The 16443-nt window shown below is 37.9% G+C and carries 17 protein-coding genes; all 17 read left to right on the top strand.

From position 1 onward, the window contains the following. Positions 1 to 7 precede the first annotated feature (7 nt). Positions 8 to 412, top strand: a complete 405-nt coding sequence (gene ndk / locus Q7U95_RS04440; protein WP_308752186.1) for a nucleoside-diphosphate kinase — start codon at positions 8 to 10, stop codon at positions 410 to 412. Between the two features lie 11 nt (positions 413 to 423). After that, positions 424 to 1794, top strand: a complete 1371-nt coding sequence (rsxC, locus tag Q7U95_RS04445; RefSeq protein WP_308752187.1) for an electron transport complex subunit RsxC — start codon at positions 424 to 426, stop codon at positions 1792 to 1794. Then, a complete protein-coding gene (locus tag Q7U95_RS04450; RefSeq protein ID WP_308752189.1) occupies positions 1795 to 2748 on the top strand; it encodes an RnfABCDGE type electron transport complex subunit D in 954 nt (317 codons plus the stop codon). Next, a complete protein-coding gene (locus Q7U95_RS04455) occupies positions 2745 to 3332 on the top strand; it encodes an FMN-binding protein (protein WP_308752191.1) in 588 nt (195 codons plus the stop codon). Before Q7U95_RS04450 ends, Q7U95_RS04455 begins: the two co-directional genes overlap by 4 nt. Continuing rightward, positions 3329 to 3937 (top strand): electron transport complex subunit RsxE, encoded by a 609-nt coding sequence (rsxE, locus tag Q7U95_RS04460; protein WP_308752192.1) that lies wholly within the window; start codon positions 3329 to 3331, stop codon positions 3935 to 3937. Before Q7U95_RS04455 ends, rsxE begins: the two co-directional genes overlap by 4 nt. Beyond that, on the top strand, positions 3938 to 4549 hold the full coding sequence (locus tag Q7U95_RS04465) for an Rnf-Nqr domain containing protein (RefSeq protein WP_308752194.1): 612 nt from the start codon (positions 3938 to 3940) through the stop codon (positions 4547 to 4549). Between the two features lie 93 nt (positions 4550 to 4642). Continuing rightward, positions 4643 to 5464: an RnfABCDGE type electron transport complex subunit B gene (locus tag Q7U95_RS04470; protein ID WP_308752196.1), complete on the top strand. Its 822-nt coding sequence runs from the start codon at positions 4643 to 4645 to the stop codon at positions 5462 to 5464. A gap of 141 nt (positions 5465 to 5605) precedes the next feature. Then, on the top strand, positions 5606 to 5989 hold the full coding sequence (locus tag Q7U95_RS04475; protein ID WP_308752198.1) for a NusG domain II-containing protein: 384 nt from the start codon (positions 5606 to 5608) through the stop codon (positions 5987 to 5989). Positions 5990 to 5994: 5 nt separating this feature from the next. Further along, positions 5995 to 6573, top strand: a complete 579-nt coding sequence (locus tag Q7U95_RS04480; protein WP_308752200.1) for a Gx transporter family protein — start codon at positions 5995 to 5997, stop codon at positions 6571 to 6573. After that, a complete protein-coding gene (gene radC, locus Q7U95_RS04485) occupies positions 6560 to 7255 on the top strand; it encodes a DNA repair protein RadC (protein WP_308752202.1) in 696 nt (231 codons plus the stop codon). Before Q7U95_RS04480 ends, radC begins: the two co-directional genes overlap by 14 nt. Before the next feature lie 119 nt (positions 7256 to 7374). Then, on the top strand, positions 7375 to 8406 hold the full coding sequence (locus tag Q7U95_RS04490) for a rod shape-determining protein (protein WP_308752204.1): 1032 nt from the start codon (positions 7375 to 7377) through the stop codon (positions 8404 to 8406). Between the two features lie 39 nt (positions 8407 to 8445). After that, positions 8446 to 9300 carry a rod shape-determining protein MreC gene (gene mreC / locus Q7U95_RS04495; protein ID WP_308752206.1) on the top strand — a complete coding sequence of 285 codons (855 nt, stop codon included), beginning with the start codon at positions 8446 to 8448 and terminating at the stop codon, positions 9298 to 9300. A gap of 1 nt (position 9301) precedes the next feature. Further along, positions 9302 to 9841 (top strand): rod shape-determining protein MreD, encoded by a 540-nt coding sequence (gene mreD, locus Q7U95_RS04500; protein ID WP_308752208.1) that lies wholly within the window; start codon positions 9302 to 9304, stop codon positions 9839 to 9841. 16 nt (positions 9842 to 9857) lie between these two features. After that, positions 9858 to 11717: a penicillin-binding protein 2 gene (gene mrdA / locus Q7U95_RS04505; RefSeq protein WP_308752211.1), complete on the top strand. Its 1860-nt coding sequence runs from the start codon at positions 9858 to 9860 to the stop codon at positions 11715 to 11717. Positions 11718 to 11727: 10 nt separating this feature from the next. Further along, the gene (rodA, locus tag Q7U95_RS04510) at positions 11728 to 12834 is read left to right on the top strand and encodes a rod shape-determining protein RodA (protein WP_308752212.1); all 1107 of its coding nucleotides are present in this window, start codon (positions 11728 to 11730) and stop codon (positions 12832 to 12834) included. A 14-nt stretch (positions 12835 to 12848) separates the two neighbouring features. Continuing rightward, positions 12849 to 13784, top strand: a complete 936-nt coding sequence (locus Q7U95_RS04515) for a hypothetical protein (RefSeq protein WP_308752214.1) — start codon at positions 12849 to 12851, stop codon at positions 13782 to 13784. Further along, entirely contained in the window at positions 13781 to 16438 is a 2658-nt protein-coding gene (locus Q7U95_RS04520) for a TIGR03960 family B12-binding radical SAM protein (RefSeq protein ID WP_308752216.1), read from the top strand. The genes Q7U95_RS04515 and Q7U95_RS04520 overlap by 4 nt, the downstream gene beginning before the upstream one ends. Positions 16439 to 16443 lie beyond the last annotated feature (5 nt).

Raw genomic sequence — 16443 nt, forward strand, 5'->3', positions numbered from 1 at the left:
AAGGTTGATGATTTTGGAAAAAACATTTTTAATGATTAAGCCAGATGGTGTAAGACGAAGACTTGTAGGCGAAATAATAAAGCGCATAGAAGACAGAGGGCTTAATTTAGAATCTATGAAGCTGATAACGTTAAAAAAGGAAACAGCCGAAGAAAATTATGTTCAACACAAAGGGAAGCCATTCTTTAATGGTTTGATAGATTATGTTACATCCGGTCCAGTTGTAATTATGGTTGCAAGCGGTGAAAATGCTGTTTCTGTTATGAGAAAGATGATGGGGGCAACCAATCCTCTTGATGCTGACCCGGGGACCATCCGTGGAGATTTTGCTTTGGATATTTCAGAAAACATTATCCATGGTTCTGATTCAGTAGAAAGCGCAGATAGAGAAATTTCACTTTTTTTCAAGTAGAAAAACTATTAATGGAGGAAGCTGCTCTGGCACAAAACATTTTTGGTCAGCTTAAGATCCTTAAAAAAGGATTAATATTTCCACCTAAACATGAACTTCCAAAAAAAGTGCTTGGGAAAAAGCCAATTGAGGATGCTTCGCTGGCAGCGGAAGTTGTTATCCCCTTGTCCCAACATATAGGAGCGCCTTGTAATCCTTTAGTGAAAGCAGAAGAGAGGGTTTTGGTCGGCCAAAAAATTGGCAACTCCGATTCATATGTTTCAGCTTCTGTGCACTCAAGTGTTTCAGGTGAAGTAGTGGTTGTTGAGCCAAGGTTAAATCACACGGGGAACAAGGTTCTAAGCGTAGTTATAGCTCCCGACGGTAAACAAGAGACACTTTCCTTTCAAGGTCTCTCCGATGAGGAAATCACGAACCCGGATAAAGTCCGAACAGCTATTCGAGAAGCCGGCTTAGCAGGTTTGGGTGGAGCGGCTTTCCCAACTCACGTAAAATTAACACCTCCGAAAGATAAGCCCATAAGCGATGTCATAATTAATGGTTGTGAGTGTGAGCCATATATTGCCGGTGACCACCGAAATATGCTTGAAAATGCCGAAGCTATAATAGACGGGTTGAAAATTATTCTTAAAACGCTTGGGGCAAAAAAAGGCTACATTGCAATTGAAACAAATAAGATTGATGCCATTCATCACATAAGTGATTTGGTTTCCTCTGAAGAAAATATAAAAGTAGTTCCCTTAATTGCAAAATATCCTCAAGGGGCTGAAAAACAGCTTATACAAGTTCTTTTACACAAAGAAGTTCCAAGTGGGTGTATTCCCAGCGAAGTGGGGGCCTTAGTTCAAAATGTTGGAACGGTGATAGCCATATCGGAAGCTGTAAGGAAGGGTAAACCTCTTACCGAGCGCATTCTTTCTGTTGCGGGCCCGGGAATAAATGAACCAAAAAATCTTAGAGTTAAAATAGGAACTCCGGTGAGTCATTTAATTGAAGAATGTGGAGGTTTTAAAGGGGATCCCGGAAAAATTGTTTTTGGTGGTCCAATGACAGGTTTTGCTCTTTTTGATTTGGATGTTCCAGTTATCAAAGGAACATCAGGTATAGTTGTTTTGCCAAAAGAGATGGTACATTTATCCGATTCCAGGGCATGTATAAGATGTGGAAGCTGTATTCAGATTTGTCCTGTTTCTATAATGCCAAACTATATTGGCCAATATGCAGAGGTGGAAATGATAGATCAAGCTGAAGAAGCAGATGTAATGGACTGCATAGAATGTGGACTTTGTAGTTATGTTTGCCCGGCCCATAGACCACTCATTCAGCTCATAAGGCACGCAAAAGCTAAAATTGTGAGCAATCGAAAGAAGGGTGGCAATTAAATGAGTTTAAAACCAATCGTTTCTGTTCCTCCGCACATAAAAAGCGAGAAAACTATCGGAAAACTGATGGGATGGACAATTTCAGCCCTTTTACCCATAGTAATTTTGGATATTTATTTGTTTGGCGGCTATGCTTTTCGAACAATATGCTTGTCAATAATTGCTACCGTTATAACAGAAATTATAGTTCTAAAATATAGACATATGCCTATTACGGTAATAGACGGAAGCGCCATATTAACCGGTTTGGTTTTGGCGCTTACTTTACCGCCAAAAGTACCGTATTGGATTCCGCTTGTAGGTGGTTTTCTAGCCATATTTTTTGGAAAGCAACTCTTTGGAGGTCTTGGTTATAATATATTTAATCCTGCTCTTGTGGGAAGAGCCATGCTTTTTGTCTCGTGGCCGGAAATAATGGCCAATAGCTGGTTTGCTTCATTAAAAGAACTGGATGCAATTACAACGGCCACTCCTCTTGCGGCTTTAAGCCAAGTAAGAGCGGGAACGCTTGTGGCTGACCTCTCGGTTGTTTATAAGCCGTTATTCTTCTTAAATCGCGGGGGATGTTTGGGAGAAGTTTCTGCTTTACTGATTATTTTAGGTGGTGTGATTCTCATTGCAAAGAAGGTTATAGACTGGCGTATCCCGGTTAGTTTTATTGGCACGGTTATGTTTATAAGCTTTATCGCAAAAACAAACATTTTGCTGAATGTTTTAGGAGGAGGACTTCTTCTTGGAGCGTTCTTTTTGTTAACGGACCCTGTAACTTCTCCGGTTACAAGAAAAGGAAGAGTTGTTTATGGTATTGGTTGCGGGTTGGTTATTATGCTCATAAGGCTTTATTCAGGCTATTCCGAAGGAATTATGTTTGCAATTTTATTTATGAACGCTTTTGTCTCTTTAATTGACAAATTTACTCGACCAAGGAAATACGGGTTGGTGAAAACCAAGTGAAAAAAATTCTCTATTTTTTAAGATTATCTTTAACGCTTATGTTGGTTTGCGGTATTGCCGCAGGTGCTTTGGCCGCCACTTATTCCATTACACAACCAATAGTAACAGAACGAGAAGATAGGGAAATGAGAGAAAAGTACAAGGATTTGTTGAAACTTTTTAAGGTTGAGGGTGCTGGGCTTGAGGAAAATATTGAAGCATTGGAAAAAGGTAAAGAATCCATAGAGGGTTTGGAAGCTGTTTTTAATGTAAGTAAGGATGGTAAAAAAATTGGTGTTGCTGTTATGACGGGGTCCAGTGGGTATGGAGGGCTGGTTAAGGCTGCCATTGCCATTAATAACGATGGAACTATAGCGGGCATTAAGATTTTGGATGTCTCCGGTGAAACGAAGGGTGTTGGCTCCAGGGTTGTCGAAGAGCCGGAATTTATTGAGCAGTTTGCAGGGAAAACTGTAAATGATACTTTAAAGATAGGTAGCGATGTAGATGCAATTTCCGGAGCTTCAATAACTTCAAGAGCTGTAACTCAAGATGTGAGAGATGCAGCTAAAGTTTTTAAGGAATTTGCGGGGAGCGATAAATGAAACGAAGCGTATGGCGGGATTTTACCATTGGAATAATTGAGGAAAATCCCTTATTTAGTTTAGTTATTGGTCTTTGTGCTGCTTTAGCGGTCTCAAGCAAGGTCGAAAATGCTATCTTTATGGGAGTAGCTGCGAGCTTTGTTCTGGTTTCTTCAAATATTTTAATTTCGGTAATTCGCAAAATAGTTCCAAGTCAAATAAGAATTCCTGTATTTATTGTTGTAATTGCTTCATTTGTGACCATTGTCGACTTGAGTATGAAGGCATTTTTCCCGGCTGGTTACGAAGCTTTAGGTGTATGGGTTCCTTTAATCGTTGTTAACTGTATAATACTTGGCCGCGCGGAAGCTTTTGCCTCTAAAAATGGGATTATCCGCTCTATAGCAGATGGATTAGGCAAAGGGTTTGGTTATACATTAGCTCTTCTTATAATAGCTGTTATTCGTGAGCTTGGAGGAACGGGGCAGATAGTTGCTTTTGAAAACACCATTGTTTCGTTAAAAGGATTTCAGCCACCTCAGATATTGCAAAGTTTCCCCGGTGCTTTCTTTACGTTTGGGATACTGATGGGTTTATTGCGAAAGATTCAAGGGAAGGGAGAATAGATGGAACGATTGTTCTTAATATTTTTAGCCGCGTTTTTAATAAATAATATTTTACTTATCAGATTCATTGGATTATGTCCTTTCTTTGGAGTCTCCAGCAGATTTGAGACTTCTATTGGAATGAGCATGGCGGTAATTTTTGTTATGACGTTATCTTCTATGGTTTGTTGGGGAGTTTGGAATTTCTTGCTCAATCCTTTAGGGGTTGGAGATTTTTTGTATATTCCTGCGTTCATTCTTGTTATAGCTTCGCTTGTTCAGTTTGTTGAAATGGTGATAAGAAAAGTAAGCCCGGCCTTATTTAAGGCGATGGGTATATATTTGCCCCTTATTACAACGAATTGTGCAGTTTTAGCTGCTGCAACAGAGAGCGTTAAGCCGGGTTTTTGGAAGCTTAGTTTGGAATATAATTATAGTTTAGGAGAAGCTCTGGTTTATACAATTGGTATCGCTTTAGGGTTTTCAATGGTAATTATAATGTTTGCGGCCATGAGGGAAAGGATTGAGATTGCCCCGATACCACGTTCATTTAAGGGTTTCCCAATAGCGTTTATAGCAGCCGGTCTTTCTTCTTTAGCTTTTTTGGGATTTAAAGGATTATTTGGCATATAAGATAGTTACTTAGAGACCTGGAGACATGGTGATTTAGAGTATTGCAAAGAATTTATAATTGGCAGGAATTTTTGAAGGGTGAAAGATTGAAAAATGGATACTAGTATAATAATTAAAGCAGCTTTAGTGCTTGGTGGCGCGGGACTTGTTCTGGGGGCTATTTTAGCTATCGCTTCGCAGATTTTTCACGTTGAAGTAGACCCAAAAATCGAACATATTAGAGAAGTTCTTCCCGGAGCTAATTGCGGGGCTTGTGGGTATCCCGGTTGCGACGGTCTTGCCGAAGCTATTGCTAAAGGTGAAGCTTCTCCTTTAGCCTGTGTGGCAGGAGGGGCAGAAGTAGCAAATCAGATTGCAACTGTATTGGGAATTGAAGTAAAAGAAGAAAAAATTTCAAAGAAGGCTATTGTTCGTTGCGGTGGGGGGAAGAACGAAGTTGTTCATCGCTATATTTATGACGGTAAGCTTGATTGTCAAATGGCCCAACAAATAGCTAACGGCCCCTCTCTTTGTGTATATGGTTGTTTGGGATTTGGAAGTTGCATGGCAGCTTGCTCTTTTGGGGCTATTACTATGGGTGAAAATGGATTACCTTATATCAATTGGGAAAAGTGCCGGGGTTGTGGAGCTTGCGTAGAGGCTTGTCCGAGAAAAATTATTGCTTTGGTTCCTGAAAATCAAGAAGTTCATGTTTTTTGTCGCTCGCACGATAAGGGTAAAATAGTTCGCTCAATATGTAAAAAAGGATGTATTGGTTGCAAGGCATGCGAAAAGGTTTGTGAATCTGATGCCGTTCATGTGGTTGATAATCTTGCGGTTATTGATTATGAAAAATGTATTAATTGTCAGAAGTGTGTAGAGAAATGTCCGACAGGTTGCATTGCAACTCTTTTAGAAGCTCATGCTTTGTCCTGATAAAAAAGAAATTTCTGTTAAAAATACTTAATTTCATAGTTTGAACTGTGGTTTTTTTTATTGTTAATTTTCAACCGGGAATGATAAACTTTATTCTTAGGTAATGACCAAAAATTGTTGAATTAAACTTTTGAGGTAATCATGTTAACTCGCTACGATAAAATCTTCATTTGTATCCTACTTTTCTTGGCTCTTTTTGCTTTTGTTGGAGGGTTTAGCGTATTTGGTTCAGGCAAAAAAGGTGAAGAAGTTGTAATTCTTGTAAGCGGACATGAAGTTGAACGATGTTCGATTAATTTAGAAAATCCAAAAAAAATAAAGGTAAAAGGGCTTATAGGTGAAAGTTTAATTGAAGTTGCGGAGGGCAAGGTAAGAATGGTTTGCTCCCCTTGTCCCAATCATAATTGTATGGCGCGGGGATGGATTAACAGATCGGGTGATGTTATAATTTGCGTCCCCAATGAAGTTATAATTAAGATTATTGGAGATAATGCTGAAAATAAAATTGATGCATGTAGTTGGTGATTAGATTGGCAGATTCTTCTTATAATGTTAAAAAAATGATAATTTTGGCACTTTTTCTTGCGATAGGAATAGCCCTTTACGTTATTGAATTTCTTTATTTGCCGATGTTTTCAGTCCCTGGTGTTAAATTAGGTTTGGCAAATATCGTGACCTTAATTTTAGTGGTTTTTTTCTCTTGGAAAGACTGTATTTTTAATGCGATAGCTCGCACTTTAATTGGTTCAATAATAACGGGGGTTTTTTTGACTCCTGCCTTTATTTTTAGTCTTGGAGGCGCCCTTGTAAGCACAGTCGTTATGCTTATTACTTATAAAATGTTTTATGGCAAATTTAGCTTAGTTGGCGTAAGCGTTGCCGGAGCCACTTCTCACAACATAACTCAATTAATTTTAGCCGTAACATTATTTATCAAGCACTGGGGAGTAATTTTACAGGTTCCCGTTCTTATTTTGGCCGCGGTTATAACAGGGACGCTGAACGGGATAATTGCTAACCTTTTTGTAAAAAAAGCTGTTTCTATTCCTGAATTTTCAAAAACTCGAGTTGCCACTATTAATTTACGAGGAACCGATGGAAATATCTAACTATCACTTAACTATGAAAAAACTACCGCTTGATATAAGGCCTCGCGAAAGGCTTTTTCGTTATGGGGCGAGTGGTCTTTCTGATTCTGAATTATTGGCAATTCTTCTTGGAACAGGAACTAAGCGAGAAACGGCTTTACAGCTTGGCCAGCGTATTTTAAGTAAATTTAAAAATTTGAGAAATTTGGTATCTACAAGTCCTGAGGAGCTGGCTGAAATTAATGGCATAGGAAAGGCCAAGTCATCTCAGATTGTGGCGGCAGTTGAACTTGGAAGAAGAATGAATACTATCTCCAATGAGAAAGGGAATTTTATAACAAATCCCAAAGATGTGGTCGATTTATTTATGGCGGAAATGAGATATCTTGATAGAGAATGTTTTAAAGCAGCACTTTTAAATACCAAGAACAAGGTCTTAAAAATAGTGGAAGTTTCCACCGGGAATTTAAATTCCTCCATTGTTCACCCGCGAGAAGTATATAAATTTGCGATAAAGTGCAGTGCTGCTTCGGTAATAGTTGTCCATAATCATCCAAGTGGGGACTCTTCGCCAAGCAAAGAGGACGTTGTTACTACTCAACGGCTAAGCGAAGCAGGGAAGCTTTTGGGGATAGAATTGTTGGATCATGTCATAATAGGCGATGGAGAGTATACTAGCCTTAAAGAAAAGAACTTAGTTTAAGCAAATGGGTTGAAATTAAACAATAAAAGCAGTAAATTACCTTTTTGTTTATTGTTTTGCTAATATTTGTTAGTATTTATAAGTCTATTTAATTTTAAATTTTTAGGAAGGATGATTATGTGTTAGATTTTTTGATAGCTCCTTTTAGTAAAGATATGGCAGTAGATTTAGGAACAGCAACTACACTTGTCCATGTAAAAGGCAAGGGTATTGTATTAATGGAACCATCGGTAGTTTCAATTGAAAAACAAACAGGGAAAATTCTTGCTGTTGGCGCTGAAGCAAAAAGGATGTTGGGTAGAACGCCTGGGAATATTGTGGCTATCCGTCCAATGAAAGATGGCGTAATTGCTGATTTTGATGTAACTGAAAGTATGATTCGTTACTTTATACAAAAAGTTCATAAAAGAAAATTTGCTATTAAACCGCGAATTGTTGTCTGTGTGCCATCCGGAGTAACGGAGGTTGAGAAAAGGGCGGTTTTTGAAGCAACTATTCAAGCTGGGGCAAGGGCCGCGTATTTAATTGAGGAACCGATGGCTGCGGCAATTGGCGCGGGACTTCCAATTCATGAGCCAACCGGCAATATGGTATGCGATATTGGAGGAGGAACCACTGAAGTTGCGGTAATATCGCTTGGCGGTATTGTCTGCAGTGAATCAATTAGAGTTGGCGGAGACGAATTTGACGAGGCCATTATCAACCACGTGAAGAAAGAATATAATGTGATGATTGGCGAGAGAACGGCCGAAGAGATAAAGATTGAAATAGGCTCGGCTTATCCTCTTGAAGAAGAGGAAGATGTGGAAGTTCGTGGCAGGGATCTTTTAACCGGTTTGCCCAAAAATTTAACACTTTCTTCAGAAGAAATAAGAATTGCCATCAATGAGCCTCTTAATGCTGTCATTGGGGCAATAAGAGCCACTTTGGAAAGAACGCCTCCCGAGCTTTCAAGTGATGTTATGGATAGAGGATTAGTTCTTGCCGGTGGAGGCTCTCTTTTAAAGGGATTAGATGAAAGATTGAGACAAGAAACAGGAATGCCTGTTTATCTTGCAGATGACCCTATGACCTGTGTAGTAATAGGTTCAGGAAAAGCGCTGGAAGAAATAAGCGTACTTAAAAAAATACTCATTGGTGTGCAACGTTAGCTGCCGTGAATGTATTAAAAAATTGAGAGGTGTTAAATTTTGCGTCTTCGGAGGGGTGGTTTAAATAAGCTCACCCTTATTATTTTAATATTTGCAAGTATTCTGATTTTAACTTTTTACTTTAGAGAAACTAATGAAGGAATATTGCATAAAACTCAGGTTTTTGCCACAAACTCTTTAGCATCTATCCAATCGGGTATTTCAAAAACAGTCTCTCCTTTTCATAATACGTGGAAACATGTAACTAATATTGGGCACCTTAGCTCGGAAAATGAAAGACTAAAAGATGAGGTAGTAAATTTAAAGCAACAAATTATTACCATGCAAGCTATGGAAAAAGAGAATGAGCGTTTACGTAAATTAGTTGGTTTTAAAGAAAAGACGCATTACTCTACTTTGCTTGCAAGGGTTATTGGGAGATCTTCAAATAATTTGCAATTAACCTTAACTATAAACAAAGGGTCAAAAGATGGAGTTTCTAAGAACATGCCGGTTGTGGTTGGGGAAGGCCTTGTTGGACAAATAATTATGGTCTCGCCTAATGCTGCTCAGGTTCAGTTAATAACTGATCGAAGAAGCGGGGTTGCTGCCCAATTATTAAATTCGGGAGAAACAGGAGTTGTAGAGGGTCAAGCGACGGGTAGATTGGTGATGAATTATGTTGCAAAAAATGTTGAAGTAAATAAAAACGAACCCATCTTAACCTCTGGTGTAGGGAGTATCTTTCCAAAAGGATTATTCATTGGGACTGTTAGCGAAGTTAAAGAAACTCCTTATGATTTGTACAAAAACATACAGGTAAAATCATATGTAAATTTTTCTAATTTAGAAGAGGTCTTTGTTATCACAGATATCGTGCCTGTTGTTCCGCCCTTGCTTGAAGAGGGAGATTAATGTGCAATCTTTTTTAACCTTGTTTTTGGTTTTGTTTATAGTTTTTTTATCTCAAACTACAATAGTCCCTTATTTTGAAATTGGCGGAGTTCAGCCAGACTTGGTCTTAATAGTAATTACAATTTGTGCTTTAATCGAAGGACCCGTTTGGGGTTCGTTGGCTGGGTTTATGGGTGGGTTACTGCAAGACTTAGTAACAATAAGAAATATGGGCCTTGGGGCTTTATCAAAAACCATTGTTGGATATCTGGCTGGTTTAGCAAAGAAAAATGTAGTTGGCGAAAATCTTTTTTTACCGGTAATTGTGGTATTTTTAACTTCTTTGAGTGCTCAAATTATCTATGTTTTATTCTCTTTTTTGATAGGGGACATCATTGTCTTGCGGCAAATTTTTTTTAGAGTGATTATTCCAAGCGCAATCTATGACAGTTTGTTGGCATTGCCTATTTACCTGCTTCTTTTAAAAATATTAACTCGAAAAAAAGAGCGCCTATTATTTGAAAGAGAAGCGACTTTCTATGAGGGAAAAAATCTACGCTAAAGTAGGTAAAGATTAGATGGTAAGATTCGATGATTCAATACAAAAGAGACTAGCTATAGCCGGAGTAATAGTTATCATTGCATTCGGTGTGCTTTTGGGACGACTCTGGACTCTTCAAATTATTGCTGGGGAAAAATATTTCGAAATGGCGGAGAGTAATAGAGTTAGAACTGTTTCAATAAGTGCTTCTCGAGGAGTAATTTATGATAGAAATGGAGAGATTTTAGTCAATAATCGTCCCAGCTTGGTCGTTACGGTTATTCCTTCAGAATTAAAGAATAAAGATGTTTTGCTTCGGTTGAGTGAACTTTTGGATATGGTTCCCAATGAAATTGAGGAAAAGCTGGAAGATAAGAAGGTTGACCCGCTAAAACCAAGAACGATTAAATATGACATAAATGAAGATACCGCAGTTTATATTAAAGAACATTCTGCCGATTTTTTAGGAGTGGAAGTAAAAGTTGAGCCGGTTAGAAATTATTCTACCTCCACAGTAGCGGCTCATGTTCTTGGATATCTTGGAGAAATATCTGAAGACGAGTTTGAGAAAATGAAAGATAAAGATTACAAGCTGGGGGATTTAATAGGAAAGAGCGGAACAGAGAAGCAATATGAAGAAATTCTTTGTGGCGTAAGAGGTTTTCAACAGTTGGAGGTGGATGCTTCAGGAAAAGTAATCAGGATTCTTGACGAAAACGAATCCGTTGCCGGGAACAACCTTCAACTTACCATTGATAATAATCTCCAACTCGCTACAGAAAAATCTTTACAGGAAGCAATTAAGGCGGCAAATAAGGAGGGTTATAAAGATGCTAATGCCGGAGCGGCATTGGTAATGAATCCAAACACAGGCGAGATTTTAGCAATGGCAAGTTATCCCACATTCGACCCTTCGTTATTTACAGGGGGAATTTCTTCAAAACAATGGGCCGGATTAAACGATGAGACTTCAGGATTTCCTCTTCTTAATCGGACCATGATGTGTTCTTATGCTCCAGGTTCGGTTTTTAAACCGATTACTTATTTGGCAGGATTAATGGAAGGAGTGATTTCCTACAATAGCACTTTTAATTGTACGGGAAAATGGACCGGTATGGGAGAAAGTTGGGCTCGATATTGTTGGAAAAGAAGTGGTCATGGACAAATGAATTTAAGCTCAGGGTTGAGCAATTCCTGTGATGTTGTTTTTTACGAAATTGGCTATAAATTATATAAAGAAAAAGGAGAAAAACTCCAAAAATGGGCTCGTGAATTTAATTTAGGTTCCAAAACAGGTATTGATTTGCCCTCTGAGACGAAGGGAAGGGTTCCCGACAAGGCGTGGAAGAAAAAATTCAACGAAAACTATCCGGAATATCAGGCATGGATGCCCGGCGATACGGTCAATCTGGCCATCGGGCAGGGTGATTTACTAACTTCGCCGCTTCAAATTGCAAGTGTTTACAGCGCCATAGCCAATGGCGGAACAGTTTGGAAACCACATTTAGGAAAGAATGTTTTAACAGCCGAAGGAGAAGAAATTCACGAATTCAAGAAGGAAAAAGTGTTAGATATCCCCGTTCCCAAAACCATTATTGAGAAACTACAAAAAGATTTACGAAGAGTGATAGTGGATGGTACCGCAAAGAATGCTTTTGCGGGTTTCCCCATTAAGGTAGCGGGTAAAACAGGAACTTCTCAAGTTAAAAGTAAGGATGATTTTGCGTGGTTTGCCTGTTATGCTCCTTTGGATAAGCCACAATATGTTGTAGTTGTTTTAATTGAACAAGGCGGGCATGGTGGTTCTATCGCGGCTCCGGCGGCTCGGAGGATATTGGCTGCTGTGCATGACATTCCCTCAACGGGTCCGGTAACTGTTTTGGATAGATCCAGGTAAAGGTGATTTAATGAAAAAACATGGTGTTTTTGAATGGTTTAGATTTATAGACTTTAGTTTAATTGCAATAACGACTTTGTTAGTTGTTTATGGCAATTTGATGGTATATAGCGCTACTCGCAGCTCGCAAGGCGATCCGTTCTTTTATTTGAAGAAGCAAATAATTTTTACATTGTTGGGTATTTTAGTTGCTGTGGGGATAGCTCTTCTGAACTATAATTGGTTTAGGCATTATATGGTTCCGCTTTATATCGGTAATATTGCCTTGTTGCTTCTTGTGCTTTTAATTGGACTTACAACTTATGGAGCTACGCGCTGGATATCGATAGGGTTTTTTAATCTTCAACCGTCTGAACTGGCAAAAATAATTTTAATTTTAACTCTAAGCGCGGTTTTAGCTGATAAAAAAGGTAACATTGGGAAAATATCTGAACTATTTACTGTCTTTGCTTATGTGGGCTTACCTTTACTTTTAATTGTTGTTCAACCAGATTTAGGAACAGGCTTAGTTTTAGTGGCTATAACATTGGGATTGTTGTTTATTTCCGGGTTGAAATGGCAGCATGCTCTTTTAATTTTTGGTATTGTTGTTTTAGTTATTTTTCTTATTTTTCAATTTAATTTATTAAAAGAGTACCAGATGAGCAGGTTAATGGTTTTTTTTAATTCCAGCGCAGATCCCCTGGGGGCAGGTTATAATTTGCTGCAATCTAAAGTGGCAATCGGTTCGGGTGGATTTTTAGGAACCGGGCTTTTTTCGGGAACGCAAACCGGTTTAAAATTTTTACCCGTGCGTCATGCGGATTTTATTTTTTCAGTTGTCGGTGAAGAATTAGGGTTTTTGGGTTCGTCTTTTCTTTTAGGATTATACTTTATTTTGATAACCAGAGGTTTGGCGATAGGGGCGTCGGCGGGGAATCTTTATGGCACCTTGGTTGCCGTCGGTATTTCGTCAATGTGGCTTTTTCAGGTTTTGGTTAACGTTGGAATGACCATGGGAATCATGCCTATAACGGGAATACCTCTTCCGTTTTTTAGTTATGGGGGAAGTTCAATGTTGATAAATTTTGCCGGGGTTGGTCTTTTGTTAAATATTTATGCTCGTAGATTTAAATAAACGGAGGAAAAACAATGAGAAAAAGAAGATGGAGATCTCTTAAAACAAAGGCAATTTTAAAAGCGTTAAAAGAGATAAAAGGAGAATCTTGTTTACCCATTTCAATTTTGGTTATTGGAGAAGAGAAAGTAGGGAAAAAATCTTTAATTGAGAAAATTACCTCTGGTAAAAATGAGATTTTTTCTTTAGTTAATCTAACTCCCAAAGACAGTTTGTTAAAATTTGCTCCCAAAATAGATGAAGCAGATTTAGTTTTAGTAGCGGTGGATGCAACAAAAAAAATTAGCAATAAAATTATGAATTTATTAGAGCATCTTGAAAGCATTGAGAAACCCTTTCTTTTAGTAGTTAATAAGATTGATATTCCAAAAGACCTGGGGGCTCAGCTTGAGACTGTAAGTGATTATCTGGAAAGATTTCTACCAAACATAGTTTTAGTTTCAGCTTTAAAAGACGTGAACATAAGCGATGAATTAATTCCAGCGATTATTCGCCGTTGCAGTAAGAAGATGTTGTCTTTAGCAATAAAGATTTCGGAATTTAAGTTACCCGTTATAAAGCATATTATAAAGAGTACAGCTTTACAAAACGCTGTTATAGCAGGTATTCCTCTTTATCCGGGAGCCGATATGCCCTTGCTTACCACAAACCAGATTAGGATGATATTAAAAATTGCCGCTGTCTATGAAAAAGAAATTGGTTTATCGAGGGCAAAGGAGATAATCATGGCTATAAGCGGGGGATTTATCTTTAGAGCCATTGCTCGGGAACTATTATCCTTTTTACCCCTAATTGGCTTTGCTACGAAGGCGGCTGTTGCTTATGGTGGCACAATAGCGATAGGGGAAGCTGCCAACAAATATTTCGAAAAAGGAATCAGTGATTTGTCGGCTGAGGAAATAAAAGATATTGCTTTGGAGGCAGCAAGAGAGTTGAAGGTTGCGCGTTGAAGAGTCTTTGGCCAAAAATTGAAAATATTTTATCTTCAATTGAGAGACCGGTTAGATATATAGATAATGAGTGGAACGTAAAAAGGAAAATACCTCAATCAGGCGATGTAGTTTTTGCTTTAGCTTATCCGGATGTTTATGAAGTGGGGATGTCGAATTTAGGGCTCCAAATTCTTTACGAAATTTTAAGCGAGAAAAAAGATGTTGTTATTGAGCGTGTTTATGCTCCCTGGGTGGATATGGAAGAGAAAATGCGGGAGAAAAATCTTCCCCTTTTTACTCTTGAGTCACATTTTTTAGTCAACGAGTGTGATATTTTTGGTTTTACACTTCAATATGAGATGACTTTTACAAATATTCTTAATATGCTTGATTTAGCCGGGATTCCTCTTTTAGCTAAAGATAGAAAAGATAATTATCCCTTAATTATTGGCGGTGGCCCATGTGCTTTTAATCCAGAACCCCTTGCATCATTTTTTGATCTCTTTGCTTTAGGGGACGGGGAGGATTTGGTTTATGAAATTATAAATAAATTTAAGAAATTAAAGAAAAAAGGAGCTAAAAAGCAAGACATACTGAAGTCTTTAGCTAAGATAGAGGGTATCTATGTTCCATCATTATATAAAGTTGACTATCATTCTTCCGGGCTTATAAAAAATATAAAGCCAATTTCTAAAGAAGCACCAAAGATAGTTAAAAAGAGATTAATTGAAGATTTAAATTTAGCAAAATTTCCGGTAGCCCCGGTAGTTCCACTTACTGAGGTTATACACGATAGATGTTCTCTAGAAATTACGAGAGGTTGTACCAGGGGATGTAGATTTTGTCAGGCCGGGATGATTTATCGTCCCGCAAGGGAGCGTTCTTTAAGTAAGCTCGAAAGTTTATCTAAAGAGCTGTTAAAAAATACCGGTTATGATGAAATATCCCTTGTTTCCCTTAGCAGCAGTGATTACAGTGAAATTGAAACATTGGTTTCTGATTTAGCAAGTCAATATGGAGAAAGTGGTATTGCTATTTCTCTTCCGTCTTTACGAATGGATACATTTTCAATAGGTCTTGCAGAGCATCTTGCGCGTAGAAAAGAAGGGGCTCAACGTGTTAAAAGACCTGGTCTTACGTTTGCTCCTGAAGCTGGAACGCAACGGCTTAGAGATGTCATAAACAAAAATTTAACTGAAGAAGATATAATTTCAACGGCCGAATTGGCTTTTAAAAATGGATGGAGAAGGCTCAAGCTCTACTTTATGATAGGTTTACCTACGGAAACTCAGGAAGATTTACAGGGAATAATCAATTTAGTAAATAAGGTTGTAGATTTAGGATTAAAGATTATTCCACCTAAAGAAAGGCACAAATTTAAAGTAAATATAAGTGTTGCCTCTTTTGTGCCAAAATCTCATACTTCTTTTCAGTGGGTTGGTCAAAACAAATTAGACCAATTGTTGGAAAAACAGGATTTTTTAAAGAAGCATTTACGGGGAAGATATGTTTCTTTTAAATGGCATGAGGCAAAACTAGGCATAATTGAAGGGGTTATAGCAAGAGGTGACCGGCGTATTGCCGGTGTAATTAAAAGAGCTTGGGAGTTGGGTTGTAAATTTGATGCCTGGAGGGAGTATTTTGATTTTTCAAAGTGGGAGAAGGCTCTGGAAGAAGAAGGGCTGTCTATTGATTTCTATGCGAATCGGCAACGCTCTATCGATGAAATTTTACCCTGGGAGCATATAAGCCCCGGGGTTACTAAGGACTATCTTAAATCCGAATACGAAAAAGCACTTCAACAAAGATTAACGGAAGATTGTCGTTTTAGCTTCTGCAATAACTGCGGGGTTTGTCAAAAAGTTAAAAGTGAAAATTTAAAGATTAAAAAAGCAAAAAGCAGAGGGCAAAAAGTAGAAAACAGGAGACTAAAAAGCCAAAAAATAACGGAGAAAACCCATCAACCAATATATAGATTGAGGATAAAATATGGTAAATTGGGAAAATTAAAATTCATATCACATCTTGACCTTATATCTACTATTGAAAAGTCTTTAAAAAGAGCAAATTTTCCATTAATTTTGACTGAAGGGTTTAACCCAAGAGTTAAAGTTTCTTACGGGCCTCCTCTTCCAGTTGGAGTGAGCAGCGAGTCTGAATATGGGGACATATTTTTAAGCAAAAAGCTTTCATTAAAAGAAGCGGTACTTTTGTTAAACACAACGCTTCCTGATGGTTTAAATATTTACCAAGCAGAATACACACCTCTACCTGAACCTTCAATAACAAAATTTGTAAATTTTGCTAAATATCAAATAGAAATAGAAATCTCGTCGTTAGAAGTTAAAGATATTGAAAGTCAAATTAATACCTTGTTGTCTCAAAAAGAACTTAAATTTACAAAGAAAGGAAAAGAAAAAGTTTTATTAACAAAACAGGCAATTTCTTGTATTGAAATTGTCGATTTTAAATTGGGGGAAGTGACCATTAATGCCTTATTGTCTATCGGAGACTTAGGAAGCACGCGCCCTGATTTGTTAATCAAATTACTTTTTAGCGGGGTTAAATGTGGCGGAGGTTACAAAATATTAAATATTCATCGTACTGGCTTGTATGCTAAAATAAGTAATGAATTTTATGACCCTATGGGTATGAAGCTGAAACAAAATTAAGGAGA

The sequence above is a fragment of the Candidatus Oleimmundimicrobium sp. genome, from assembly GCF_030651595.1.
GTDB lineage: Bacteria > Actinomycetota > Aquicultoria > UBA3085 > Oleimmundimicrobiaceae > JAUSCH01.